The sequence below is a fragment of the Acinetobacter sp. 243_ASPC genome (genome assembly GCF_001054715.1).
Classification (GTDB): Bacteria; Pseudomonadota; Gammaproteobacteria; order Pseudomonadales; family Moraxellaceae; genus Acinetobacter; species Acinetobacter soli.
Genome location: NZ_JVOR01000121.1, coordinates 1 through 24,766, shown reverse-complemented (window position 1 = coordinate 24,766; position 24,766 = coordinate 1). Strand labels below are relative to the sequence as shown.

Annotated in this window: 26 protein-coding genes; 12 read left to right on the top strand and 14 right to left on the bottom strand. The window is 42.7% G+C overall.

Features of this window, described 5'->3' with window-relative positions; genetic code table 11:
* Window positions 1-10: 10 nt before the first annotated feature.
* Window positions 11-1,420, bottom strand: a complete 1,410-nt coding sequence (gene ffh, locus ADA42_RS15975) for a signal recognition particle protein (protein WP_048766202.1) — start codon at window positions 1,418-1,420, stop codon at window positions 11-13.
* A 145-nt stretch (window positions 1,421-1,565) separates the two neighbouring features.
* Between ffh and ADA42_RS15970 the strand changes: the two genes are divergently transcribed.
* The 3 genes from ADA42_RS15970 to ADA42_RS15960 all read left to right on the top strand — a co-directional run bounded on the left by ADA42_RS15970 (window position 1,566) and on the right by ADA42_RS15960 (window position 5,047).
* Window positions 1,566-2,375: a cytochrome C assembly family protein gene (locus tag ADA42_RS15970; protein ID WP_004935303.1), complete on the top strand. Its 810-nt coding sequence runs from the start codon at window positions 1,566-1,568 to the stop codon at window positions 2,373-2,375.
* 94 nt (window positions 2,376-2,469) lie between these two features.
* Window positions 2,470-3,402, top strand: a complete 933-nt coding sequence (locus tag ADA42_RS15965) for a tRNA dihydrouridine synthase (protein WP_048766200.1) — start codon at window positions 2,470-2,472, stop codon at window positions 3,400-3,402.
* 307 nt (window positions 3,403-3,709) lie between these two features.
* On the top strand, window positions 3,710-5,047 hold the full coding sequence (locus ADA42_RS15960; protein ID WP_048766198.1) for an OmpP1/FadL family transporter: 1,338 nt from the start codon (window positions 3,710-3,712) through the stop codon (window positions 5,045-5,047).
* A 53-nt stretch (window positions 5,048-5,100) separates the two neighbouring features.
* Here ADA42_RS15960 and thrH read toward each other — a convergent pair whose 3' ends face one another.
* Window positions 5,101-5,718 carry a bifunctional phosphoserine phosphatase/homoserine phosphotransferase ThrH gene (gene thrH, locus ADA42_RS15955; protein ID WP_048766197.1) on the bottom strand — a complete coding sequence of 206 codons (618 nt, stop codon included), beginning with the start codon at window positions 5,716-5,718 and terminating at the stop codon, window positions 5,101-5,103.
* 182 nt (window positions 5,719-5,900) lie between these two features.
* Here thrH and ADA42_RS15950 point away from each other — a divergent pair, with 182 nt between their 5' ends.
* A complete protein-coding gene (locus ADA42_RS15950) occupies window positions 5,901-6,635 on the top strand; it encodes a phosphoadenylyl-sulfate reductase (RefSeq protein WP_004935291.1) in 735 nt (244 codons plus the stop codon).
* 171 nt (window positions 6,636-6,806) lie between these two features.
* A complete protein-coding gene (locus ADA42_RS15945) occupies window positions 6,807-8,213 on the top strand; it encodes a WS/DGAT/MGAT family O-acyltransferase (protein WP_004935288.1) in 1,407 nt (468 codons plus the stop codon).
* A gap of 56 nt (window positions 8,214-8,269) precedes the next feature.
* On the opposite strand, the gene ADA42_RS18620 is transcribed toward ADA42_RS15945, so the two are convergent.
* From ADA42_RS18620 to ADA42_RS15920, 6 genes are all read right to left on the bottom strand, one after another.
* Window positions 8,270-8,443 carry a PA1571 family protein gene (locus ADA42_RS18620; RefSeq protein WP_004935285.1) on the bottom strand — a complete coding sequence of 58 codons (174 nt, stop codon included), beginning with the start codon at window positions 8,441-8,443 and terminating at the stop codon, window positions 8,270-8,272.
* Window positions 8,444-8,580: 137 nt separating this feature from the next.
* On the bottom strand, window positions 8,581-10,035 hold the full coding sequence (rng, locus tag ADA42_RS15940) for a ribonuclease G (RefSeq protein ID WP_048766195.1): 1,455 nt from the start codon (window positions 10,033-10,035) through the stop codon (window positions 8,581-8,583).
* Between the two features lie 39 nt (window positions 10,036-10,074).
* A complete protein-coding gene (locus ADA42_RS15935; protein WP_048766193.1) occupies window positions 10,075-10,641 on the bottom strand; it encodes a Maf family nucleotide pyrophosphatase in 567 nt (188 codons plus the stop codon).
* Window positions 10,629-11,120, bottom strand: a complete 492-nt coding sequence (gene mreD / locus ADA42_RS15930) for a rod shape-determining protein MreD (RefSeq protein ID WP_004935277.1) — start codon at window positions 11,118-11,120, stop codon at window positions 10,629-10,631. The genes ADA42_RS15935 and mreD overlap by 13 nt, the downstream gene beginning before the upstream one ends.
* Window positions 11,107-11,964 (bottom strand): rod shape-determining protein MreC, encoded by an 858-nt coding sequence (gene mreC, locus ADA42_RS15925; protein ID WP_004935273.1) that lies wholly within the window; start codon window positions 11,962-11,964, stop codon window positions 11,107-11,109. The genes mreD and mreC overlap by 14 nt, the downstream gene beginning before the upstream one ends.
* 18 nt (window positions 11,965-11,982) lie before the next feature.
* Window positions 11,983-13,023, bottom strand: coding sequence for a rod shape-determining protein (locus tag ADA42_RS15920; protein ID WP_004935270.1), 1,041 nt, complete (start codon window positions 13,021-13,023; stop codon window positions 11,983-11,985).
* A gap of 130 nt (window positions 13,024-13,153) precedes the next feature.
* Between ADA42_RS15920 and gatC the strand changes: the two genes are divergently transcribed.
* Genes gatC through ADA42_RS15900 form a run of 4 tightly spaced genes read left to right on the top strand, consistent with a single transcriptional unit; the run spans window position 13,154 to window position 17,391 of the window.
* Window positions 13,154-13,465: an Asp-tRNA(Asn)/Glu-tRNA(Gln) amidotransferase subunit GatC gene (gene gatC / locus ADA42_RS15915; RefSeq protein ID WP_048766192.1), complete on the top strand. Its 312-nt coding sequence runs from the start codon at window positions 13,154-13,156 to the stop codon at window positions 13,463-13,465.
* Between the two features lie 52 nt (window positions 13,466-13,517).
* A complete protein-coding gene (gatA, locus tag ADA42_RS15910) occupies window positions 13,518-14,996 on the top strand; it encodes an Asp-tRNA(Asn)/Glu-tRNA(Gln) amidotransferase subunit GatA (protein ID WP_048766190.1) in 1,479 nt (492 codons plus the stop codon).
* On the top strand, window positions 14,996-16,483 hold the full coding sequence (gene gatB / locus ADA42_RS15905) for an Asp-tRNA(Asn)/Glu-tRNA(Gln) amidotransferase subunit GatB (protein WP_048766188.1): 1,488 nt from the start codon (window positions 14,996-14,998) through the stop codon (window positions 16,481-16,483). Before gatA ends, gatB begins: the two co-directional genes overlap by 1 nt.
* Before the next feature lie 59 nt (window positions 16,484-16,542).
* Window positions 16,543-17,391 carry a hypothetical protein gene (locus ADA42_RS15900; RefSeq protein ID WP_048766187.1) on the top strand — a complete coding sequence of 283 codons (849 nt, stop codon included), beginning with the start codon at window positions 16,543-16,545 and terminating at the stop codon, window positions 17,389-17,391.
* Between the two features lie 195 nt (window positions 17,392-17,586).
* Here the strand turns inward: ADA42_RS15900 and ADA42_RS18900 are convergent, their stop codons facing one another.
* The 4 genes from ADA42_RS18900 to ADA42_RS15880 form a co-directional block, all read right to left on the bottom strand.
* Window positions 17,587-17,712 (bottom strand): hypothetical protein, encoded by a 126-nt coding sequence (locus ADA42_RS18900; RefSeq protein ID WP_193786305.1) that lies wholly within the window; start codon window positions 17,710-17,712, stop codon window positions 17,587-17,589.
* Between the two features lie 168 nt (window positions 17,713-17,880).
* Complete coding sequence (locus tag ADA42_RS15890; RefSeq protein ID WP_048766185.1) at window positions 17,881-18,393, bottom strand: hypothetical protein; 513 nt, start codon at window positions 18,391-18,393, stop codon at window positions 17,881-17,883.
* 81 nt (window positions 18,394-18,474) lie between these two features.
* Window positions 18,475-19,245, bottom strand: a complete 771-nt coding sequence (locus ADA42_RS15885; protein WP_048766183.1) for a hypothetical protein — start codon at window positions 19,243-19,245, stop codon at window positions 18,475-18,477.
* 37 nt (window positions 19,246-19,282) lie between these two features.
* The gene (locus ADA42_RS15880; protein ID WP_048766182.1) at window positions 19,283-20,362 is read right to left on the bottom strand and encodes a DUF1176 domain-containing protein; all 1,080 of its coding nucleotides are present in this window, start codon (window positions 20,360-20,362) and stop codon (window positions 19,283-19,285) included.
* Window positions 20,363-20,493: 131 nt separating this feature from the next.
* On the opposite strand from ADA42_RS15880, the gene ADA42_RS15875 reads away from it, so the two are divergent.
* Window positions 20,494-21,249 (top strand): DUF4850 domain-containing protein, encoded by a 756-nt coding sequence (locus ADA42_RS15875; protein ID WP_048766180.1) that lies wholly within the window; start codon window positions 20,494-20,496, stop codon window positions 21,247-21,249.
* Here ADA42_RS15875 and ADA42_RS15870 read toward each other — a convergent pair.
* Window positions 21,239-22,162: a LysR substrate-binding domain-containing protein gene (locus ADA42_RS15870; RefSeq protein WP_004935244.1), complete on the bottom strand. Its 924-nt coding sequence runs from the start codon at window positions 22,160-22,162 to the stop codon at window positions 21,239-21,241. The two genes, ADA42_RS15875 and ADA42_RS15870, sit on opposite strands and share 11 nt — an antisense overlap.
* A 103-nt stretch (window positions 22,163-22,265) precedes the next feature.
* Here ADA42_RS15870 and ADA42_RS15865 point away from each other — a divergent pair, with 103 nt between their 5' ends.
* Both ADA42_RS15865 and ADA42_RS15860 read left to right on the top strand, forming a co-directional pair.
* Entirely contained in the window at window positions 22,266-22,835 is a 570-nt protein-coding gene (locus ADA42_RS15865; protein ID WP_048766179.1) for a chromate transporter, read from the top strand.
* Window positions 22,832-23,359 (top strand): chromate transporter, encoded by a 528-nt coding sequence (locus tag ADA42_RS15860; protein ID WP_004935238.1) that lies wholly within the window; start codon window positions 22,832-22,834, stop codon window positions 23,357-23,359. Before ADA42_RS15865 ends, ADA42_RS15860 begins: the two co-directional genes overlap by 4 nt.
* A gap of 186 nt (window positions 23,360-23,545) precedes the next feature.
* Here the strand turns inward: ADA42_RS15860 and ADA42_RS18185 are convergent.
* A protein-coding gene (locus tag ADA42_RS18185) for an IS3-like element ISAba14 family transposase (RefSeq protein ID WP_100833519.1) occupies window positions 23,546-24,690 on the bottom strand; the annotation gives its coding sequence in 2 pieces (ribosomal slippage) (window positions 23,546-24,426 and window positions 24,426-24,690; 1,146 coding nt in all).
* Window positions 24,691-24,766: the final 76 nt, after the last annotated feature.

The window sequence follows — 24,766 nt, the reverse complement described above, 5'->3', positions numbered from 1 at the left end:
CTGTTTAAGCTTATTTCTTGTCGTCTTTTCCGCCAAACAATGACCCGACACCACCGCCACCGCCAAACTGCTTTTGCAGATTGCCGAATGACCGCATCATTTTGCTCATGCCAGACGGATTGGCAAATTTTTTCATCATTTTTGCCATCTGACTGTGCTGTTTAAGCAATTTATTGATTTCAGAAACATCCATACCACAACCAGCCGCAATACGTTTTTTACGGCTTGGATTGATAATATCTGGATTTTTACGCTCTTTAGGCGTCATCGACTGAATAATGGCTTCCATTTTCTTGACTTGCTTTTCAGGATTGGCCTGCTCAATCGCCTGCTGGATACCTGAATTGCTCATGCCTGGAAGTTTATCCAGAAAGCCCATCATGCCGCCCATTTTTTTCATCTGTTCAAATTGCATGAGCATGTCTTCCAAATTGAAAGTACCACCCTTTTGCAATTTTTTCGCCATTTTTTCGGCTTTTTCTTTGTCGATTTTGCGCTCGACTTCTTCCACCAGTGACAAAACGTCACCCATGCCAAGAATACGCTGTGCGATACGTTCAGGATGGAACGGCTCGAGAGCATCGAGCTTCTCGCCCATACCCAAGAACTTAATCGGTTTACCAGTAATTGCACGAACAGAAAGTGCTGCACCACCGCGTGCATCACCGTCGGTTTTGGTCAAAATCACACCCGTCAATGGTAAAGCATCGTTAAATGCTTTCGCAGTATTGGCAGCATCCTGACCAGTCATGGCATCGACCACAAACAAGGTTTCTGTCGGTTTGATCGAGGCATGTAATGCTTTAATTTCGCCCATCATGTCTTCATCGACATGTAAACGACCTGCGGTATCGACAATCAGTACATCGGCAAACTGAATTTTGGCTTGCTCAATGGCACGGTTGGCAATATCAATCGGCTTCTCATTGGCATTCGATTCAAAAAAGATCGCGCCAACTTCGCCCGCTACCGTCTGTAGCTGCTTGATCGCAGCCGGACGATATACGTCGGCAGATACCATCGCGACTTTTTTCTTTTGGCGTTCTTGTAAAAAACGTGCAAGCTTTGCAGCTGTGGTGGTTTTACCCGCACCTTGCAAACCGGCAAGTAACACCACCACGGGTGGTTTTGCCGCAAGATCGAGGCTTTCATTGGCCTCACCCATCATTTTGGTCAGTTCGTCATGCACAATTTTGACGAATGCCTGCCCAGGGGAAAGCTGAGTCATCACTTCCTGACCCAATGCCTGTTCCTTAACTTTCGCGATAAATTCACGAGTTACAGGTAACGCAACATCAGCTTCAAGAAGTGCCATACGTACTTCACGTAAGGTATCTTTAATATTGTCTTCGGTTAGCTGCCCTGAGCCAGTAACATTTCTTAAACTCTGCGTGAGTCGTTCTGTTAAGGTATCAAACATTGCAAAATCCGCTAAAAATGGCCAGTTGCAAAAAAATCTTTCTCAAAATAGAAAATTTATGCATAAGATGCTATAGGATACTGTAGTTCGCCGCGAATTTATATCTCATCTAGATGAATATTCTAAATCCCGAAAAAGGTTTGACATGATCAGTCTTCCGTTGGTTTATACCATTTTGGCACTTATTGCGTATACGACCTCATTCTGGTATCTGTTTATGCACTTGATGTCAAAACATAATCCCAACTCTTGGCTTATTGGCAGTGTGGTCAGTTTAGGTTTGGCATTGCATGCAGCTGTTTTATATAACAGTATGCTGACTCCGCTGGGAATCAATTACGACGTATTTAACCTTATTTCATTTACTTCAGGTCTCATGCTACTCATGAGTCTGATTTTTAGTACGTTTCGGCCTATTTTGGCACTGAATCTGATCGGAATTCCTGTGGCAGCCACGGGCCTTATTTTAGGCTATGCGTTTAGTCGACCAGATCAGTTCATTGAAAGGCACAGCCTCGGTCTAGACCTACATATTATTTTGTCTCTATCTGCCTATGCTGTACTGCTGATGGCAACCATTCATGCAATTTTGCTTTGGTTTCAAGATCGCGAACTCAAAAAGAAGCAAAAACATCGCTTCTGGGTGAATTTATTGCCTCCATTTCAGGCCATGGAATCCTTGTTATTCGATTTGCTGCGTACTGGTTTTGTGCTTTTAACCGTCGCGCTGGCTTTTGGCTTTTTTACCGTTGAAAATTTCTTGGGTCAGCATCTGGCTCACAAGACCGTGTTTAGCATAATTTCATGGATCATCTATGGCGCTCTCTTGATTGGTCATGCCAAATTTGGCTGGCGAGGCCAAAAAGCCATTCGCTTTACCCTGATCGGCTTTATTTTACTTGCCATCGGATTTATTGGCAGCAAAATGATTTTAGAGCTCATTCTGGGTATTTGATGCTTGCTGTTTTAAGCCACATGTCATGACTGGACATCGCCTGTAAAAATGCGTATAACGCTCTGGTTTATTCAAACCAGTCAGGGTATATACGTTGAAACTCATTCTTGCACCAATGGAAGGTTTAACCGATCCGATCATGCGTGATGTGCTCACTCATGTTGGCCGCTTTGACTGGTGCGTAACCGAATTTATCCGTGTTACCGATAGCGTATTGCCCGACCATGTGTATTATAGCTATTGCCCAGAGCTTAAAAATAACGGTAAAACTGCGGCTGGTACGCCAGTTCATGTGCAGTTTCTGGGGAATAATCCGGATATGCTGGCAGCCAATGCTGAAAAAGTGGTGGCCTTGGGCGCACCTGCCATCGATCTGAATTTTGGCTGCCCAGCCAAAACCGTAAACCGACATCGTGGTGGATCAGTTCTACTCGATGAACCCGATGTGGTCCATGAACTGGTCAAGGCGGTGCGCGATGCTGTACCTGCTCATATTCCGGTCTCTGCAAAAATGCGTCTGGGTTACCTCGATGAAAACCACACGATGGACAACGCCTATGCCATTCAAGCCGCAGGCGCGAGCTGGCTGACGGTACATGCGCGAACCAAAGCAGATGGCTATACGCCACCAGCTTATTGGGAAAAAATTCAGCCAATTCAGGCCGCACTTGATATTCAAGTAATTGCCAATGGTGAGATCTGGAACAACCAAGATGCCAAAGCCTGTCAAGCCCAATCACAGTGTGAGGACTTAATGTTGGGCCGTGGCGCAGTGACAACGCCTGACCTTACCCTATGTATTCGAGAAAACTCAGACCAGCCACTCATGACATGGTCAGATCTGGTGGTGCTGCAACAACGCTTTTTGAGTGGTCAATTCAAAACCGAAGTGGGAATGATTGGCCGCTATAAGCAGTGGTTGGGCATGATGACCAAGGCCTACCCTGAAGCAAAAAGTTTATGGGATGAGGTCAAGCGTATTAAACAGCTTGATGAGATTCTCCTTAAACTTGAGAAAGTCCAATGATTAAGCTCATTGCGATTTGATGGATTGAACTAGCTACACAATTCAATCTACGAAAATCCATAATGATTTCATAGTTCAGCTCTATCTTGCACACAAGTTGATCAAATATAAACCATAAACAATGCGTAAAGCGAAAAATTTATACTAATTGGTTCATTTCCAGCATTTACACGCCTGTGAATTGTGTTATTTTTGTACCACGGAGTAACTTTTTGATTTTCGGCATTTAGATCGAAAGGAAAAAGTTTAAACATCAGTTCCATGAAGGAACACCATAATAAAACATTGATGTTCAAGGGAAAATACAATGAAATTAAAACACTTAAGTACGGCTGTATTACTTGCAAGCTTACCACTGACTGGCGCCTTTGCAGCAGCGCTAGACCGTTCGGGTCAGTCTATGTCGGCATTCTTGCAACCAGGAAATTACTTTGAAGCGGGTCTTTCTATTCTAGATCCAGATGTTTCGGGTAAAGAGGCAGGAAGCAGCACCACACGTCGTGATGTTGGCGACATGGCAGAAGATTATTATTTTCCAAGTGCTGCATTAAAACTGCAACTTACAGATCACTTTTCTTTTGGTTTACTTTATGATCAACCCTTTGGAGCCAAAGCAGAATATTCTGGCAATAACGTTTTTGTAGCCAGTCCTTCAGATCCAGTTTTGGGAGGCTTGCCAATTACAACTTCAACACTCGGGGGTGTAACAGGAAATACAAAAGTAGAAGTTGATAGTCAAAATATTTCAATGGTTTTAGGCTTTCAACCCAATCAAAACTGGAATTTCTATGCGGGCCCTGTCTATCAAACAGTTAAGGGGAATGTCAATTTACGTGGTAGAGCATATAGTCTCTACAATGGTTATGATGCCAATATTAAAGAAACCGATGGTGTAGGCTGGCTTGCAGGACTTGCTTATCAAATACCTGAAATAGCCCTAAAAGCATCATTAACTTATCGTTCAGAAATTGAACACAAAGTAAATATTAATGAATCAGTGGGTTTAGCAGATGCTTTAAGTAGTTTATCACCGGCGCAATTAGGTGGATTACTGGCACTCTTAGGTCCATCAGCTTCAACTTTAGGGCCTGTAATTCAAAACACACTAATTGCTAATGCTCAAAACGGTAAAACCACGATTACTACACCTCAATCGGTGAATCTTGATTTCCAAACCGGAATCATGGCCAATACCGTTGCATTTGCCAATGTACGCTGGGTCAATTGGAAAGATTTTTCAATTCAACCTTACAAATTTGGCAAAGTATCCGAAGCAGTTGGTCCGCTGATTGGTCGTCCAAATGGTTTTAATCTGGTTGAATACTCAGATGACCAGTGGTCTGCCAATGTCGGTGTGGGTCGCAAGCTTAATGAGCAGTGGGCCGGCAACGTTTCTGTGGGCTGGGATTCAGGTGCTGGAAATCCGGTCACTACACTTGGGCCAACCGAAGGCTACTGGAATGTCGGATTGGGTGTGCAATATAGCCCACAACCGAATTACTTTATTGCAGGCGGGGTAAAATACTTCTGGCTGGGTGATGCCAAAGCACAGACAGGTGCACAAGCTGGAGGCAGTGACTATGTAGCAGAGTTCAGTGATAATCATGCTATTGCCTATGGCATGAAAATTGGCTACAAGTTCTAAGTAGGATTCAAATAAAAAAGGCGCATCTAGCGCCTTTTTTATCGTTCAGTTTTTCACGCCGGAATGTCACGCTGTGATATGGCACGAATCGCTTCTTTCAGCGCATCATAACCATGAATCGCTGGAAATTGAGGAAATTCTGCAATCACATTCTCTGGTGCATCAAATAAGAAACCATGATCGGCTTCACTCAACATCGTCGTGTCATTATAAGAATCACCGGCAGCAATGACTCGGAAGTTTAAGCCATGCAACGCTTTGACTGCTTCGCGCTTTTGATCTGGTTGACGAAGTTTGTAGGCACTGATCATCCCCTTTTCATCTGTTTCGAGTTTATGACAGAAAATAGTTGGCCAGCCCAGTTGCTGCATAAGCGGATGTGCAAATTCGTAAAATGTATCGGACAAAATAATCAATTGGAAATGCGTACGTACCCATTCCACAAACTCTTTAGCGCCCGGTAGTGGCCCCATGTCTGCAATTACGGCTTGAATATCATTTAGGCCTAAACCATGTTGCTTTAAAATATTAAGACGCTGAGTCATTAAGACATCGTAATCCGGAATATCGCGTGTGGTGGCTTCAAGCTCTTTGATTCCTGTTTTTTTTGCAAAATTAATCCAGATTTCCGGAACCAAAACACCCTCAAGATCAAGACATACGATTTCCATGGAAGACTCCAACTGTCAGTTTTAAAAATGGATGTATAATAGCATTAAGCTGATCAAAAATGGGGCATCGTTGAAGATTTCATTGTGTACCCCAAGATCGTTGATTTATTTATTCTAAATTCGGCACTTTAAAGAACGCTGCGCTATATAATACGCATCCAAGCCTGTTGCCAGGAGCCTATATGACCGCCATCCCTACTCTCGATTTGGTTGATGCACTCAATACCGAATATGCAGATAAGTATCCAACTGAAATTTTAGAACTTGCACTGAATCAAGAAGGTGAAATTGCAATTTCATTTTCGGGCGCCGAAGATGTGGTGCTGATTGATATGGCCTCTCGTTTGCGTAAACCGTTTCGCGTTTTTAGCCTCGATACAGGCCGTTTGCATCCTGAAACTTATCAGTTTATCGAAACGGTTCGTAAGCATTACAATATCGAGATCGAAATCTGTTTTCCAGAATCGGATGCGGTACAGCAGTTGGTGAAAGAAAAAGGCTTGTTTAGCTTCTTTGAAGATGGACATACTGAGTGCTGCGGAATACGAAAAGTTCAACCGCTTCGCAAGAAACTGGCCACACTCGATGGCTGGATTACAGGTCAACGAAAAGATCAAAGTCCGGGTACACGGAACGAAATTCCCGTTGTTCAAGCGGATGCTGGATTTTCTGGCCCCGGCAAACAGCTGATCAAATACAATCCGCTGGCTAACTGGTCGAGTGCCGATGTATGGAATTATATTCGCATGATGGAAATTCCATACAATCCGCTGCATGAACGCGGCTTTATCTCGATTGGCTGTGAACCATGTACCCGTCCGGTGTTGCCAAACCAGCACGAGCGCGAGGGACGCTGGTGGTGGGAAGAAGCCACCAAAAAAGAATGTGGTTTACATGCCGGTAATGTGAATAAATAATTCAAAAAAAACCACTGTTATTACAGTGGTTTTTTTATGAACTCGCTATTCAACATAATTTGTTAGATTTATGTCGGCGAATAACGATATACTAGTTGTACGGTTCTATAATTCTAAAAACATAGCTCATATCAGGGTTATTATTATCATTGCAGTGAGGCAATCCACGCTATGCGCCCATTACATCCGATTGATTTTATCTTCTTGTCATTAGAAAAAAGACAACAGCCCATGCATGTCGGCGGATTATTTTTATTCCAGATTCCAGACAATGCACCAGCCACATTTATACAAGATTTGGTAAATGATATTCGTATTTCAAAGTCGATTCCTGTTCCTCCATTTAACAACAAACTCAACGGTTTGTTTTGGGATGAAGATGAAGAGTTCGATTTAGATCATCACTTCCGTCATGTTGCGCTGCCTCATCCAGCTCGAATTCGTGAACTTCTGGTGTATATCTCACAAGAACACAGTACCTTACTCGATCGTGCCAAACCTCTTTGGACCTGTAATATTATTGAAGGGATCGAGGGCAATCGTTTTGCCATGTATTTTAAAATCCATCATGCCATGGTAGATGGCGTGGCAGGTATGCGCCTGATTGAAAAATCTCTGTCTCACGATGTGAATGAAAAAAGTATTGTTCCACCTTGGTGTGTCGAAGGTAAACGTGCCAAACGCCTAAAAGAACCTAAAGTCAGTAAAATCAAAAAAATTATCACGGGGCTCAAAACACAATTACAGGCCACACCAACCGTAGTGCAAGAACTCTCACAGACGCTTTTTAAAGATATTGGTCGTAATCCCGATCATGTTTCAAGCTTTCAGGCTCCTAGCTCGATATTAAATCAGCGCGTGAGTTCATCACGCCGCTTTGCTGCGCAATCATTTGAACTGGATCGCTTTCGAGATATTGCCAAAGCTTTAGGCGTGACCATTAATGATGTGATTTTGGCGGTCTGCTCGGGCGCACTTCGCGAATATTTACTTAGTCACAACAGCTTGCCTTCAAAGCCGCTCATTGCGATGGTTCCCGCTTCTGTTCGAGATGATGATTCCGATACCAGTAACCGTATCACCATGATTCTGGCCAATTTGGCAACACATAAAAATGATCCGCTTGAACGTTTGCAAATTATTCGTCGTAGCGTACAAAACTCGAAACAGCGTTTTAAGCGTATGACCAGTGACCAGATTCTTAACTATAGTGCGGTGGTTTATGGTCCTGCAGGCTTAAATATCTTGTCAGGGATTATGCCAAAACGTCAGGCATTTAATCTGGTCATCTCCAATGTACCAGGGCCACGAGAACCACTGTACTGGAATGGCGCCAAGCTCGATGCATTGTACCCTGCCTCAATTGTATTAGACGGTCAGGCGCTCAATATCACCATGACCAGCTATTTAGACAAACTTGAAGTCGGTCTGATCGCTTGCCGTAATGCCTTACCAAGTATGCAAAACCTTTTAACACATTTGGAAGATGAAATTCAGCGCTTCGAAGCAGTGATTGCAAACAATGATGCGGATTTAAGCGCTATTACCGACGTTAAAAAAGACGCCGCGGCGTCCTAATCTCTTTATTGTTATTCTGATCATTACAAACAAAACGAAAGGGCTGAAATAGCCCTTTAGTTTTTAATGGTACGGCATTGTTTAAGTAATTGATGGCACACATTACGGATCATTGCGGTTGTGATCTGAACTTCTTTACCTTGATCATCTACCATATAACAAGATGCAGCCGTTTTGCTGTCGATCATATGCTTTAAACCTTGAGTTAATATTCTTTCACTAACATTCATGCGAGAGACCCCTTATATTTGCTAAGACTAATATGGGAGAAAAGTCTTTGGCTACGTTGTGTCCCTAGTATTGAAAATTCGCCAATAAAAGTAAAATTTCAGTTGTAACAAGGATTAAGCGAAATCTTGTTACATCTTTAACTCAAAATGATATCGTATTGCTCTTGCGTGTATAAATTTTCAACTTGGAATTTTATGACACGCGTGATGAAATGCTCAAGATCCGCGACGGCTGGCGCTTCTGCCGTAAGTAGCCGATCAATCACTGAAGGATGTGCGACAACAGTAAAGCCACTCTGTGATTCAAAAGCTCTCGCGTAACGTAAAATTTCTCGAAATATCTCGTAACAAACCGTCTCGGCTGTTTTGACATACCCCCGTCCCTGACAAGTCGGACACGATTCGCAAAGTAAATGCTCTAACGACTCACGCGTACGCTTTCGGGTCATTTCAACCAAACCGAGCTCAGACACTTGTGTGATCTTGGTTTTGGCATGATCGCGTTCGAGCATCTTTTGAAACTGGTTCATGACCTCTTCGCGGTGCGTCGCTTCCTGCATATCAATGAAATCAATGATAATAATTCCACCTAAGTTACGTAACCGTAACTGTCGTGCAATCACTTGCGTTGCTTCCATATTGGTTTTAAATACAGTGTCTTCAAGTGAGCGCCCACCCACATAAGAGCCAGTATTGACATCAATCGTGGTCATGGCCTCCGTCTGATCGATCATCAGATAACCGCCAGACTTGAGCGCAACACGTGTTTGTAAGGCTTTTTGAATATCCTCTTCGACATTGTGCAAATCAAAAATCGGACGTTCACCCGGATAGTGAATCAGACGATTTTTAATATTAGGTACAAATTCGTCGATAAATTCGCTGAGTTTGGTGTAAACCTCCCGAGAATCCACATAAACCTTTGCAGTGTCTTCATTGGCCAGATCACGAATCACTCGTTGTGGAAGCGGCAGCTCTTCAAAAATCAAGCTTGGAACTACAGCCTGTTTTTGTTTACGCTGAATAAACTCCCAAAGTTTGGCCAAGTAACGCATATCCTGAACAATCGATTCTTCATCGACTCCTTCAGCTGCTGTGCGTACAATCACACTGCCCGGCAACTTTTGCTCGGCCTGAATGCGCTCAATAATGCCTCTTAAACGTTCGCGCTCTTCTTCTGCTTCGATGCGCTGCGACACACCTATATGATGGCCGTATGGCATCATGACCAAATAGCGCGAAGGAATAGATAAATCGGTGCTTAGGCGCGCGCCTTTGGTTCCCAGCATATCTTTCATCACTTGAACCGTGAGAACCTGCCCCGGATGTAGCAACTCAAATACATTCGGCGTAGGTTGCGCGCGTGGCCAGACCATATCATTGATATGTAAAAAAGCAGTTCGGGACAAACCGATATCGACAAAGGCAGCCTGCATTCCTGGCAAAACGCGCACAACTTTACCCATGTAAATGTTGCCCACCAAGCCCCGTTTAACAGTACGTTCAACAAATAGTTCGTTTACTGTTCCGTTTTGAATTAATGCCACCCGACACTCCATGGGCGTGACATTAATAAGTAATTCTTCCGACATAAAAAAACTCAAAGCGTTATAAAAATTCTTGTTTCAGAGTTAATTTAAGGCCTTAACTCGTTGTAATAACTGTGTTAGCTCGTGCAAAGGCAAGCCCACTACATTGGTATAACTACCTTCTATACGCGGAATAAACTGCGCAGCAATTCCTTGTATGGCATATCCGCCTGCTTTACCGATGGGTTCGCCTGTAGCCCAGTAGCGCTCCATATCGGTCAGACTGAGCGACTGGAATTCGACGGCGGTGCGCACACAAAGCGACTCGTGCTGATGTCGTGTTGCAACGCAGAGTCCGGTCAAAACCTCATGACGACGTCCTGAGAGTTCAGACCAAATCGCAAATGCATGTTGTTTTGATTCTGGTTTTCCAATGATCTTACCATCAACACTCACACTTGTGTCAGCAGCAATCACAATTGATTCAGGAAATTGACGTAAAATCGTATGGGCTTTTTCGACGGCTAAACGTTCAACATAGTCATGTGCCTGCTCATGATCGAGAACAGACTCATCAATATCTGGTGCATGGACCTCAAAGGTCAACCCCAGTTGACTGAGTAATTCGTGTCGTCTGGGGGAGCTGGAAGCCAGTATTAAATGCGCCATCGTTTTAAACAATAGTACACAACAGGCCAAAATAAGATACTGGTCAAAAGCGGTTGCCAGTGTCGTGCCAGTGAAAAGCGCATATCACCCAGCGTTTGTGCAAACCAGATAAACAAAAGATGAGCTAAAATTGCCAATCCAGCAAGCGTCCAGATATTCCAAAAGGTTAAAATCCGGCGTTCACGGGTAAAGTAGCGCACAAAAAAGGTGATCAGTACAAAGCTTAACGCGTTTAAACCCAATGGTGCATCGAGCAGCAAATCGGTAAAAATACCCAACGCAAAAGCAAACCATACTCCACACCATGTAGGCTGGCACAGTACCCAAAACAGCATGATCATCAGCATGATCAGTGGGCGCCATCCTGAAATGTCATACGATAACGGGTACACCATTAGCACCGAGCCAATCACAATCGATAGGACGATCACCAATAATGGATCTTTAGATTTTTTTACACTGAGTTTAGCGATCGGCATACGGTTGCTCCATCGCCAAAGATTCCGAAAACAGTACCACGACATGATGACCGCTGGCCAATTGAGCCGCAGGCGTTACATCGATTTCGGCAAACTCGCCAGAATTGTGACGACGAACTTGAGATACAGTTCCAACCAAATATCCCGCAGGGAAATGCTCACCCAAACCAGAACTGTAAACTTTGTCGCCTACTTGAATATTGGCACTTGTTGCCACATATTCCATTTTCAGACGTCCCAAATCGCCAGTACCAGTGACAATTGCACGCATGCCTGTGCGCTCAAGCCGAACCGATAAGGAATGTTCTTTGTCTGATAGCAGCATGACACGGGAACTATGTGGATAGACATTAATAATTTGTCCCATGATACCTTTGTCATCGAGTACGGTTTGTCCGACTTTTAGATGACTATTTGCACCACGGTTAATAATAATGATATGACGAAGTGGATCTGCATCTGTACCGATCACTTCCGCAATTTCCATACGACCATCGATAATCAACGGCGTATCGAGTAACCCACGTAAACGGGTGTTTTCTGCCGACAGCTCGGATAGTTTTTGCAGACGAACCTGTGCCTGAAGCAATTCAGCTTGCATCGCAGTATTTTCACGACGTAATTGAGCTTCAGATTTGGTTTGTTGATTGAGCCACTCTCGCGACAATACCGGATAGCTTGCCAGCGCATAAATTGGATTATACGCTGCATTCAAGACATCCCTTGCAGGCTGAATGACGTGTGGCATGCGCCAGTTAAAAAACAGCACCACCACACTTGTAATCACTGCAATAATAAAGGAGCGAAAAGATGGCGGTTGTCTTGAAAAAAGATTCGGTTGCACCGCCTCGTTCCTATTGGATTAGCCTACAAAAAGCATGTCATGGTTTGGATTATCAAAAAATTCAAGCACTTTGCCACCACCACGGGTTACGCAAGTGAGTGGATCTTCTGCAACCACCACAGGTAAGCCAGTTTCTTGCGCGAGTAATTTATCAAGATTACGTAGCAACGCACCACCACCAGTCAGCACAATACCGCGCTCTGCGATATCTGAAGACAATTCTGGCGGTGTTTGTTCAAGTGCAGATTTAACCGCGCTGACAATACTTTGTAATGGATCTGCAATAGCTTGCATCACTTCGTCAGAGGTCACGGTAATTGAACGTGGCACACCTTCTGCCAAATTACGACCACGCACTTCAATTTCAAGTTTAGTGTCGTCGGCAATGGCCATACCCACTTCTTTCTTGATAATTTCAGCGGTGGTTTCACCAATTACACAGCCATGCGCTTTACGTACATAATGAATAATTTGCTCATCGAATACATCGCCGCCAATACGTAACGAATCGGCATAGACACAACCCTGCAATGAAATAATCGCAATTTCAGTGGTTCCACCACCAACATCGACCACCATCGAACCACAGGCTTGCTCGACGGGCATACCCGCACCGATAGCAGCAGCCATTGGCTCTTCAATCAAACGAACATCACGCGCACCTGCATTAAATACCGCTTCACGGATGGCACGGCGCTCGACCAGTGTCGATTTACACGGTACACATACCACAACACGCGGTGCAGGTGGGAATAAACGCTTTTCGTGGACTTTACCAATAAACTGGTTCAGCATGGTCTCGGTCACTTCAAAGTCGGCAATTACACCGTCTTTCATTGGACGAATCGCGGAAATATTGGCTGGTGTACGACCTAACATTTGTTTAGCATCAAGACCTACAGCAGCAACAATTTTCTGTGAGCCACTGTGACGAATGGCCACAACAGTCGGTTCATTTAATATAATGCCTCGGCCTGGTGCATAAATAAGTGTATTTGCTGTACCTAAATCAATGGCTAGATCTGGCGAAAACAAGCCAATTAGTCGTTTTAGAATCACGGGTCGTTCTCAGTTAAACTTTATATGGACGCAAGTTGGCAACTTTAACTAAATGTGATGCTTTGAACAAGTCAATCGCTTATTATAAGCCACATTATTTGCAAATTTTCATACAGACTTAGGTGATGTTATGTCTACATCGGATGCTCAGCATTCAGATTTAAATGCACAAACCGTATCGCAAATCGCCAATCTTGCTCGATTGTCGCTGAATGATACGCAATCTGCCGAATATGCTCAAAGTCTAAATAAAATTTTAGACATGATGGAAAGCTTAAAAAGTATCGATACTGATGGTGTTGAGCCACTAAAGAGTCCGTTTGATACCCCGCAGCCGTTGCGCCAAGATGCGGTAACGGAAACTAATCATCGTGAAGAATATCAAGCAGTTGCTCCAGCAACTGAAGCTGGACTGTATCTGGTTCCTCGCGTAATCGAATAATACTCTCGCTACTTAAATTGCTTACAATTTTGAACGTAAAGAATTTTTACTTATGACCGATTTACACCGCTTATCTGTTCGTGAGCTCGCCGAGGGTCTAGGCCAAGCTCAATTTTCTTCCCGCGAACTCACGCAACATTACCTGAACCGCATCGACAAAATCGACGCTCAGGTGAAAAGTTATGTCACTGTGACCCACGAACAGGCACTGGCTCAGGCCGATGCTGCCGATGCCTTGCGTCAGGCTGGCAACGCAGGCTTCCTCACTGGCGTTCCATTGGCACACAAAGATATCTTTTGTACCAAAGGCATTAAAACCACTGCTGGTTCTAAAATGCTCGACAACTTTATTTCGCCTTATGACGCCACAGTGGTTGCCAAAGGCAATGCAGCAGGTTTAGTGACCTTGGGCAAACTCAACATGGATGAGTTTGCAATGGGCTCAACTTCAGAAAGCTCCTACTTTGGTGCAACGTGTAACCCATGGGCACTCGACCGTGTACCGGGCGGTTCATCGGGTGGTTCGGCAGCCGCTGTGGCCGCAGATCTTGCTCCGTTTGCCACTGGTACAGACACGGGCGGCTCTATTCGTCAGCCGGCGTCGTTTTGTGGTTTAACAGGGTTAAAGCCGACCTATGGCCGTGTATCACGCTTTGGTATGATCGCCTATGCATCTTCGCTAGATCAGGGCGGCCCAATGGCACGCTCTGCCGAAGACTGCGCTTACCTTATGAATGTGATGGCAGGTCATGATGCCAAAGATTCAACGTCTGTCAAAAAAGACGTCGATGACTACGTAGCGAACTTAAATGCAACAGCACTAAAAGGCCTGCGTATTGGTATTCCAAAGCAGTACTTCAATGTGGCAGGCTTAGATGCCGAGGTAAAAGCACGCGTAGAAGAATCTCTGAAAAAACTGGAAGAGATGGGCGCGGCACTGGTCGAGATTGACCTTAGCATGACTGAAAGCTATGTACCGACTTATTACCTGATTGCACCTGCTGAAGCCTCATCGAATCTATCGCGTTATGACGGTGTACGTTACGGCTACCGCTGTGAAAATCCGGTCGATTTGATGGATTTATACAAACGTTCACGCTCAGAAGGTTTTGGTGCAGAAGTACAGCGCCGTATCTTGATTGGTACTTATGCCCTTTCGGCTGGCTATTATGATGCCTACTATGTAAAAGCGCAGAAAGTACGCCGCTTAATTCAGCAAGATTTCTTAAAAGCATTTGAAAATGTCGATGTGATTGCTGCGCCATCTGCACCCACCACAGCTTATAAAATTGGTGCCGATCTCACACCGGTTGAAATGTATTTGGGCGATATTTATACCCTTGCAGTGAACCTTGCGGGCTTACCTGCAATCAATGCGCCTGTGGGCCTCGACAGCAACAATTTACCTGTCGGTTTACAACTGATTGGTAATTATTGGTCTGAGTCGCAATTGCTTTCAATTGTGCATCAGTACCAACAAGACACCACCTTCCACACCCAACGTGCGGCAATTGCTGAGGAGAATGCCTAATGAATAATCCTTCAAAAGCAGCTCAAAAAAAGCCAAAGTCGAACCTGATTGATGGTTGGGAAGTGGTGATCGGGATTGAGATTCATACCCAGCTTGCAACCCAATCTAAAATTTTCTCGGGTTCTTCTACCGAATTTGGACAAGATCCGAATACGCAAGCAAGTTTGGTCGACTTGGCCATGCCGGGTGTATTGCCAGTATTAAATGAAGAAGTGGTGAATCTTGCGATCCGCTTTGGTTTGGGCATCGATGCATATATCGATCAGGCTTCTGTATTTGCACGTAAAAACTATTTCTACCCAGATTCGCCAAAAGGCTATCAGATCAGCCAGATGGACAATCCGATTGTGGGCTTGGGTCATATCGACATCCAGCTTGAAGATGGCACCGTCAAACGCATCGGCGTAACGCGTGCGCATTTGGAAGAAGATGCCGGTAAATCGATTCATGACCAGTTCGAAGGTCAGTCGGGTATCGATTTAAACCGTGCCGGTACGCCATTGCTCGAAATCGTATCTGAACCAGATATGCGCTCGGTTGAAGAAGCGGTTGCATATATCAAATCGATTCACACGCTTGTGCGCTGGTTAGGAATTTCCGACGGCAACATGGCGGAAGGCTCATTCCGTGCCGACTGTAACGTGTCATTGCGTCGTCCGGGTGATGCATTTGGTACCCGCTGTGAGCTGAAAAACCTCAACTCGTTCCGTTTTATCGAGCAAGCGATCAATGTCGAAATTGAGCGCCAGATGGAAATTTTGGAATGGGGCGGCACAATTGATCAGGAAACCCGTTTGTTTGATCCAAACAAAATGGAAACCCGCTCAATGCGTTCTAAAGAAGAAGCGAACGACTATCGCTACTTCCCAGATCCAGATTTGTTGCCTGTGATCATTGCAGATGAGCAAATTGAAGCAATTAAAGCGACCATGCCGGAGCTTCCTGCTGCACGCCGTGAACGTTTTATCGCTGAATTTGCAATTACCGAATACGATGCGCATGTACTCACCTTGTCTCGTGAAATGGCCGATTTTTATGAAGCGGTTGTGGCAGCGGCTGGTGGTGCAGCACACGGTAAAATTGCTGCAAACTGGGTGATGGGTGAATTCTCTGGTGCCTTAAATAAAGCTGGCCTAGAGCTTGCAGATTCGCCTGTGTCTGCCGAACAATTGGGTGGCATGATTGCACGTATTGTCGATAACACCATCAGCGGCAAAATTGCAAAACAAGTCTTTGGCTTTATGTGGGATGAAGGCAAATCTGCCGATGCCATTATTCAAGAAAAAGGTTTGAAACAAGAAACTGATACAGGTGCGATTGAAGCCATTATTAAAGACGTACTTGCAGCCAATGAAAAAATGGTTGAAGAGTATAAGTCTGGTAAAGAGAAAGCTTTTAATGGCCTTGTAGGTCAAGTGATGAAGGCTTCAAAAGGCAAAGCCAATCCTGCTCAAGTGAATGAATTGATGAAGAAATTGATTGGTTGACTCGTTGGCTAGTCAATTGATTTCATGGTATAAAACCTCACAAATGTGGGGTTTTTACTATGTCATATGCTATCACAAATGAAATTATTGATATCGACCAACAAATTGAAATTATAAAAGTCAAACGTAAAAATATGAAGGAATATGAAGAACAATTTATACATCATAAGTCCATTGAACATTTTTATGATTGCCTTAAAAAGTTAGAACCAGAAGATAATTTTTTAATCTCAAAAATCTATGGTAAAGGACGTGATACCGTTATTTCTTTAAACAGTATTATATTCGACTCAACTTATCCACCAATTACACCAACGCTAAAAAAGCTAGTAGATCACCTATCTGTAAACCTCAAGTACCATAAAAATATTTGTGAAAGTACATATAAAGCAGTTGAAGAAAGGATTCATGAACTTGAGTTTTACGAATGGTCTATACTTGAAATGATTAACATTTGTAAATATATCTGCGCCGATATTGACCAAATTTCAGACATATTAAATCTACTTAAGCAAACCAAAACATATAGACTTCAAAAAGGCACCATACAAATGGATGATATTGATCCGATAATGAAACCCAACACAACTATTCAAAATAATTATAATGCGCCAATACAGCAAAGTATGATTCAAAGTGGTCATAACAATACAATGACTGTTAATCAAATTAATAATCAAGCATTACAACAAGTATGTAATCAAATCCGTGAGGTTATTAATAACTCCCAAGAGCCTAATCCAATAAAGCAGACTCTAAATACTGATATAAATAATTTTGAAAATGCTAAAGGTAATACTGAAAGAAAATCAGCATTAGAATCTTTGTTATCCAACAGTGCATCAATCGCAACTCTTTGGTCTTCTTTAGCACCATATATCCCTGAATTAATGAAATATATAGGGTAATTTTTCACTAAGAGCCTGCTCCTTAATTGCAGGTTTTTTATTTCAAAATATAAAGTTATATAAGCGTCAAAAAAGTATCCTCTATTTCCAAACTCGAAGATTCAAGACACAGTTAAAGTCTTTCATTTTGTAGCTAATTCTGTATACATTATTCCCTCTACGCTTGAATTTTACACAAACCCAATAAACCATATATTAGATAGAAGTCGCAATCCGTTGCTGTAATTCTTGCAAAATTGGCAAGTCAGGCGTATTGATTTGGGTATGCGGTGGTGCATGTTGCTCAAGCCGAGCACGAAATAGCTCCTCAACAATCATCATATGATTTAACTGCTGCCTTGCAAAATCATAGTTTTGTGGAAATTGACTTTAGTCAATTTGTTCTTTTGCATTGAATAACCGCAAATCCAACCATTGTTTATACAAAAATTATTTTTTAAAACTCATTCAATAACCAACATTCTCCATCCTTAATATTTAAGTTTAAAATTACAATCCAATCTTATTTAATAAACCCGGCGTCAAAAACGTCATCGCCACTTTATTTAAATCGATATAACGAAGCGTTCCTTGTAACTGCTGTTTCACTGCCGGATCTTTTACAATCTCTTCACCTGCATTTTGCCCCAATTGCTGAAAACTCTGTCCCACTGCCTGCAAGCCTTCAGTTTGAATCACATTTTTGGTCTGTGCCGAACATTGATCGATAATAATTCGCTGCAACACTTGCGCAAGCTTTTGGTCAAGCTGATCTTTTTGCTCAGCACTCACATTACTAAATGCTTTTAAATCGGGATGCACCGACAACGCCGCATATGTCCATTGCAACACCGTCGTTTTATCGGCTGCTGTGGTCGATTTCACCAAGCAATCACTCAACTGATCCACCGCAGGGCCAGCATTTGCCATTTGAGTTGCTCCAAACATGGCCGCTACAAGTGTAAATGTACACGCAATGGTAGAACGTTTTTGCCCCAATAACGAATCACGACGCTGTAACATAAGTTTCACTCCAATCTGCAATTGCCTACTTTTAGCATATTTTGTTTTATTTAATCTGTTAGGTGGCTGTAAATATCACAATTAACCCTGACCGGTATAATTCCAATTTTCAGGAATATTGGGCTGCTTTGGTACTCGATTTAAATCGATATTTAAGTCGCGACTGCCCTTATAAGATTTTTCACCCGAATCGGATGCTGGTGATACATCTAAATGATAGCGATAACGAAATTGCCATAGCATCGGCTTGAGTGGCCGAATATCCAGACTCAAGCCATCTTCATCATGACAATGCCCTTTTGAAGTTGCATAGTCCTGCTCTGAAAAACAGGCTCGAACCATACGACTAAAACTAAATGGATAATTTTTAATAAAGCGATATGCCTGACCTGAATCTTTTAGTTCATAAAAACTGGCTTGTTCTATTTTTGCACCACCACCCGAATACATTTCTGAAAACTGATCGATGACTGCAATCGCATAACGCTGCTGAGTCAGTGGAAAAAGTTTGGGAAATACATATTGTTTTTGACCAACGTCTTCGCTGGCGACTGTCACGATATTCCACTGTCGAATCAATTTATAACCCATCGCTGTCGGCTTAAATTGTGCAACATCATTACGATTCGATAAAACCCACAAATTCTGATCTGGAGTTATTAGGCTTCTCCATTGCACCCCTTTTTTACATAGGTCTTTGAGTTGCTTACAGAGTTGATCTTGAGTCGTTTGATTAAGTTGTCCAGTTTTGAAATCGAGAATCTGTAAAGGTGCAGCAAAAACAGAGCCACTCAAGCAGGCGGATGCACCTATTAAAATTATTCCAATCAAACCAATCTTGTGCTGAAGCATGATGTTTCCTTTGGCTATTTTTATGTTCACAGTTTAATTATTTAACCACCGCTTCGATCTGATCGAGTTCCCAAACACCACCAGCCGCAATATTTTTACACATTCCTGTCCATCTGTTTTGATTTTGTACAAAGCGTTGTCCATCCCAAATCCATGATTGCTCTAACCAACAATCGCCAATTCCTCTGCCTTTAAACGCACTGCTGATTTCACCAGAAGCAATGTCGGTTGCCCATTCGGTCACATACGTGGCCTGCCCTTGCAATGACTGGTCTAATACCCATGCGCCGTAGCCTTCGTTGTATGCACCGCGCACGCATAAGGTTGTAGCCAAAACTTTACCGTTGGTGAGTTTATACAACTGAATAGGTTGAGATTTCACACCTTTGTCCGCGCCGTTATAAATCCCTTCACAAAAATCGGTTTCTTTTGGTTTTGGATTTGCAGCTAACAAGCGTGTATGCAGGCTTTGATATTGTTTGGTGTTGGGTTTTAGGGTGAGATATGGCTGATCGGCTGTTTTTACCTTTTTAATCATTAATTTAGGCTGAGGCATCAATACATTCGATTCATTTGCACTACCTTTTTTGACGATAGCTCCCGTGGTACCAATACGTTTTTGTAAATCATCCATTTTAAGCAGTACGGCGGTCATACCTGCATCGGAAATATTCCAAACGTAATGCGAATTTTTAAAGCTCATCTTGGTTTTCTGCGAAGCTTGTTTGAGCAATGCATTCACTTGTGCAGCCGAAAGCGTGCCCATCAATGGCGATTCAACCCCTTTCACGGCGACAGCACCCAAATCTTTGTCATTGATATAAAAATGAATATTCTTGACTTGATTGGCAGCAATGCTATCCTCGCCGCCATTTGCTAGCGCAAATTGTGCGCGTACAGGCTGCTTTGGCCCTGCCGCCCGAGTAAGTAGAATCGATGCTGGATTTTGCTGACCGTCATCACTTTGATAACCCGCGGCACGGCAAGTTCCAGTATTTGAACAATACACCTCCCAGTTTTGATGGGTAAAGGCAGTGCCCTGAATATCCTGTGCAAAGGCAAAGTAACTTATTGCCATAAAGCCACAACCTGACACTATTTTTTTTAGTTGGATCATTTGGAATTCTCATCAACTTATTATGAATCTATCCATCATTCTAAAACCTTTTTGAATGGAACAGTCATACACGCTTGTATTAAAAATATGCTAGCTTTAAAACAGCTATTTTATTGGGATCTATCCTTATAATGATAAAATTGATCATCAAAACTATTCTTTCTTTAGGTTCGATACTTTGGCTTCCGTTGACACATGCTGAAGTATCCACGTTTGAGCCGTCTTTTCCTCAATTTTCAAATACAGCTAAACAACGCCAAGCAATCAATCAAATATATGCATTGGGTGAAGTCTCCTTTAGCAATGATGTTCGCGTTCCTTTTTATGGTGTTACCGCACCTAATCCCGTCAATGATGGACTGTTAAAAGGCTTTAAATCGTGTACAGCAAAAAGCTGTCATTTTGATTTTAAGCTTGGTGCTAATCTAGCAAAGCAACTTAAATTGGTCGGACTACCTGAAATTGGCGCGGTACTGGTTCCAAAAGATTGGCAAGATATCGAAGCAAATGCTGGGGCAAATGGTACAGGTTCAGCATTGTTGATGAGCAAAAATCAAAAACAAGCCATTGAACTATATGATTCTTCAGTTTGTGTTGGTTGCGGTATGCCCTATGCCAGCCTGTATTTTCCAAACCTTTTAAAAGAAAGCATAGAAAATGAATTTGGCGGTTATAAAGACTCACAGAAATTGTTGAATGTGGTACATCCATCCAAACATAGCGCTTTCTTTAGTTATCAGATTCCGAAGCTGAATAATAAAACGCATGGCGTTGCAAAATATCGTGATGATGGCGACTTTAACTTTCGAGAAATCAAAGTCACGTTAGATAAATCACAGCAACATTTGGTTGGCCCGATTTTAAATTTCTATCATTTTACTCATTAATATTAACTACATTTTCAAATGACTGGCTGGCTTTCAACAGATTCAAAAAATGCGTCACACGGATATTGTTGTCTTTGGCCCGATAAATTGCATAAATTGGTGCAATACATGGCTTTTTTGCTTCGAGTGACCGATAAACAATTTGTTTATTCCAGAAATCTTGAATGGATGCTGGCACAATCGACAACCCAATGCCTGCGGCAATCAAGTTTAAACTCGATGTGAGCCTTGGCGCTTCCTGAATAATATTTGGACTAAATCCAGCCTGATAGCAATTGGCTAAAATATTGTCGAACAAATCCTGACCAGCAAGACGCCGATATAAAACAAACTCAAAAGGTTCAAGGTCAATTAAACGAATCGTATCAGGATGTTCTACCAAAGGATGACTGGTTGGCAAAGCCACAATGAGAGGTTCGTTCAGTACATGCACACTGTGTAGTTCGGTTCTTACAGGGGCCGGTTTTCTTAAAAATGCAATGTCTAGTTTCTCGTTCATGACTGAATCGATGAGCGCACCGCTGCTTTCTTCTTCTAGATGAATCGAGACCTGAGCAAACTGATCACGATATCGACGTAATAATGCAGGTAAAAATGGATGTAAGCCGACCGAATTGGTAAAGCCAATATTGAGCTGTCCAGCTTTACCCTGTGCAATGCTCTGTACTCGTCTGGGAATGGCCTGTGCATGTGCCAAAATGGTGAGTGCCTCTTCATACAGTGCTTTGCCGGCTTCAGTTACTTCAACGCCACGAGGCAGTCGCTTAAGCAACTGAATTTCAAGCTCTTCTTCAAGGCTTTTAATCAGTCGTGTAAGAGGCGGTTGCTGCATGTGCAGACGCTGTGCTGCTCTGGAAATATTATTTTCCTCGACCACCGCCACAAAGGCATTGAGTTTATGAATATCAATCATCGCTATACCTTTTCGGTATGTTTAATGGCAAAAATAGCATTTGTAAATATACCATGATCGGCTCATGCTATGTCTATCAAAGATTTAACAGTATGAGGGTTTAATGAAAGTACACGCCATGCCAATAGCCAGTGAACAGACATCTACGCCCAGTTGTAAGGCTTTGTTTATGGGGTTTATGAAACTTGGGCTCATGGGTTTTGGTGGAGTATTACCGCTGGCACATCGCATGATTGTTGAAGACCAGAAATGGCTCGATGAAGCACAATTTACCAATTTACTCGGAGTGTGCCAGCTTCTTCCCGGAGGCAATATTATTAATATGTCTGTTGCCATTGGAATGCAATTTCAAGGCGTAAAAGGTGCATTCAGTTCAATTTTAGGGCTCATTTCAGCACCCACTTTGATTGTGCTGGGGTTGTATCAAATTTATGAACACTTTCAACATCTTTCAACTGTAAGACACATGATTCAAGGCCTTGCTGCAGCCGCGGCCGGATTACTGTTTGCCACAGGTTTAAAAATGCTACGCCCGATCATGAAAAGTTACTTAACTGCCCTGACCATCGTGCTGACGTTTATATTTATGCTGATCGTGAAAATTCCCTTGGCGCTCACTTTACTGATTTTACTGGTCATCAATTTTGTCATTTTGGGAGCTCGAAAAGCATGATATCGGTTTTGGTGGTTTTAGCAGGTGTTTTCGCGCAATTGTCTGTATTGGCCTTTGGTGGAGGTAATGCCATTTTGCCTGAAATGCAGCATCAGGTGGTGAATGTACATCACTGGATGACGGCTGAGCAATTTAGTTCGCTATTTGCCATGGCACAGGCGGCACCCGGCCCCAATATGATGATTATCCCCTTGATTGGCTGGCATGTTGCAGGCCCAGCTGGCTTGCTGGTGACCTCATTGGCAAAATTTGGCCCCTCATCGATTATCACTGTATATGCATTAAAATTCTGGGATCGATTTAAAGCACATCCATTACGTGGTCGTTTTGAGCAGGCATTAAAACCCATTACAGTCGGTCTGGTTTTGGTCAGTGCATGGCTGATTGCAGATGCATCAGCACAAAATATGTTTCTGATTGCGATTGTGGTATTCACTGCGGCAATGGGACTGGTCAAAAAAATTCATCCGTTATGGATCATGATCTGTGGTGCAGGCTTAGGGGTTGTCTTTCTTGGCTCATGATTCACTTTTGCCAACAAGAGCAGCATCGCGATATTTTATGTACACAGTATGAATGGTTCTTCACACAACTCCTCTCATTTCTCCCTACTCTCTGGCTAGGCATGTCGCATCATAGACCTATAAAAAGAGGTGGTCCCACATGTTTGAACAACTAAAAGCGTATTTATAAGTGATATTCCGCTCTAGTTAAGCCACCTTGTTTTGTTGGGGTAGCTGATCATAGTAAAACTCATTTGGTGTCATTTTGTCTAGACTCGAATGAGGTCGTTTCAGATTATAAAACTCAAAATATGCACTCAATTGCTTTTTCGCATCTGTGACACTGCTATAAGCTTTGAGATACACCTCTTCATATTTAACGCTCCGCCATAATCGTTCAACCATCACATTATCAACCCATCGACCTTTACCATCCATACTGATTTGAATGCCATTTGATTTCAATACATCAATAAATGCATCACTGGTAAACTGACTGCCTTGGTCTGTATTAAATATTTCAGGTCGACCATATTTTTCAATAGCTTCATTTAATGTTTCTATGCAAAATGTAACCTCCATACTAATCGATACTCTATGCGCTAGTACCTTGCGGCTATGCCAATCAATCACAGCACATAAATAAACAAAGCCTTTTGCCATAGGGATATACGTTATATCCGTAGACCACACTTGATTACTGCGCTGAATAGCCAATCCTTTGAGCAGATATGGATATTTGCGGTGAGCTTGATTAGCCTGGCTTAAATTTGGTTTGCAATATAACGCATTAATGCCCATTTTCTTCATTAAAGTACGTGTATGACGTCGTCCTATATGATGTCCTTGACGATTCAACAAATCACGCATCATACGGCTACCTGCAAAAGGGTATTGCATATGTAACTCATCCATACACCGCATCAGCTTCAGATCTGATGCACTCACAGGTTTTGGGCGATAGTAATAACAACCACGGGAGACTTTCAGCAGCTGAGCTTGCTTAGATACTGAAATCTGAAGTGAGTCATCGATTAACTTTTGTGGTTGAAGCGGCCCAGTTTCTTCAACACACCTTCTAAAAAATCAATTTCTAATGCCTGCTCACCGATTTTTGCATGTAGTTTTTTTAGATCGATGGGTGGTTCTGTTGGAGCTTTTGATTGATCGAAAGCTTGCGAGGAAGCTGAAATCAGTTGATTTTTCCAGTCGATAATTTGGTTTTGATGAACATCAAATTCAGCACTCAATTCAGCAAGTGTTTTTTCTGCTTTAATCGCAGCAAGTGCTACCTTAGCTTTAAAATCATTTGAATGATTTCTTCTTGGTCTACGTGCCATAAAATACTCCATATATTGATGTTTATAACATCATTTGGGGAGCAAAATATCACTTATAAGTGTTGTTCAAATTTCCTGATCCACCTCT

Excerpts from the sequence above, each read along its gene's own strand:
- ffh (WP_048766202.1), bottom strand. The coding sequence starts at position 1,420 with ATGTTTGATACCTTAACAGAACGACTCACGCAGAGTTTAAGAAATGTT.
- ADA42_RS15970 (WP_004935303.1), top strand. The coding sequence starts at position 1,566 with ATGATCAGTCTTCCGTTGGTTTATACCATTTTGGCACTTATTGCGTAT.
- ADA42_RS15960 (WP_048766198.1), top strand. The coding sequence starts at position 3,710 with ATGAAATTAAAACACTTAAGTACGGCTGTATTACTTGCAAGCTTACCA.
- thrH (WP_048766197.1), bottom strand. The coding sequence starts at position 5,718 with ATGGAAATCGTATGTCTTGATCTTGAGGGTGTTTTGGTTCCGGAAATC.
- ADA42_RS15950 (WP_004935291.1), top strand. The coding sequence starts at position 5,901 with ATGACCGCCATCCCTACTCTCGATTTGGTTGATGCACTCAATACCGAA.
- ADA42_RS15945 (WP_004935288.1), top strand. The coding sequence starts at position 6,807 with ATGCGCCCATTACATCCGATTGATTTTATCTTCTTGTCATTAGAAAAA.
- ADA42_RS18620 (WP_004935285.1), bottom strand. The coding sequence starts at position 8,443 with ATGAATGTTAGTGAAAGAATATTAACTCAAGGTTTAAAGCATATGATC.
- rng (WP_048766195.1), bottom strand. The coding sequence starts at position 10,035 with ATGTCGGAAGAATTACTTATTAATGTCACGCCCATGGAGTGTCGGGTG.
- ADA42_RS15935 (WP_048766193.1), bottom strand. The coding sequence starts at position 10,641 with ATGGCGCATTTAATACTGGCTTCCAGCTCCCCCAGACGACACGAATTA.
- mreD (WP_004935277.1), bottom strand. The coding sequence starts at position 11,120 with ATGCCGATCGCTAAACTCAGTGTAAAAAAATCTAAAGATCCATTATTG.
- gatC (WP_048766192.1), top strand. The coding sequence starts at position 13,154 with ATGTCTACATCGGATGCTCAGCATTCAGATTTAAATGCACAAACCGTA.
- gatA (WP_048766190.1), top strand. The coding sequence starts at position 13,518 with ATGACCGATTTACACCGCTTATCTGTTCGTGAGCTCGCCGAGGGTCTA.
- gatB (WP_048766188.1), top strand. The coding sequence starts at position 14,996 with ATGAATAATCCTTCAAAAGCAGCTCAAAAAAAGCCAAAGTCGAACCTG.
- ADA42_RS15900 (WP_048766187.1), top strand. The coding sequence starts at position 16,543 with ATGTCATATGCTATCACAAATGAAATTATTGATATCGACCAACAAATT.
- ADA42_RS18900 (WP_193786305.1), bottom strand. The coding sequence starts at position 17,712 with ATGATGATTGTTGAGGAGCTATTTCGTGCTCGGCTTGAGCAACATGCA.
- ADA42_RS15890 (WP_048766185.1), bottom strand. The coding sequence starts at position 18,393 with ATGTTACAGCGTCGTGATTCGTTATTGGGGCAAAAACGTTCTACCATT.
- ADA42_RS15885 (WP_048766183.1), bottom strand. The coding sequence starts at position 19,245 with ATGCTTCAGCACAAGATTGGTTTGATTGGAATAATTTTAATAGGTGCA.
- ADA42_RS15880 (WP_048766182.1), bottom strand. The coding sequence starts at position 20,362 with ATGATCCAACTAAAAAAAATAGTGTCAGGTTGTGGCTTTATGGCAATA.
- ADA42_RS15875 (WP_048766180.1), top strand. The coding sequence starts at position 20,494 with ATGATAAAATTGATCATCAAAACTATTCTTTCTTTAGGTTCGATACTT.
- ADA42_RS15870 (WP_004935244.1), bottom strand. The coding sequence starts at position 22,162 with ATGATTGATATTCATAAACTCAATGCCTTTGTGGCGGTGGTCGAGGAA.
- ADA42_RS15865 (WP_048766179.1), top strand. The coding sequence starts at position 22,266 with ATGAAAGTACACGCCATGCCAATAGCCAGTGAACAGACATCTACGCCC.
- ADA42_RS15860 (WP_004935238.1), top strand. The coding sequence starts at position 22,832 with ATGATATCGGTTTTGGTGGTTTTAGCAGGTGTTTTCGCGCAATTGTCT.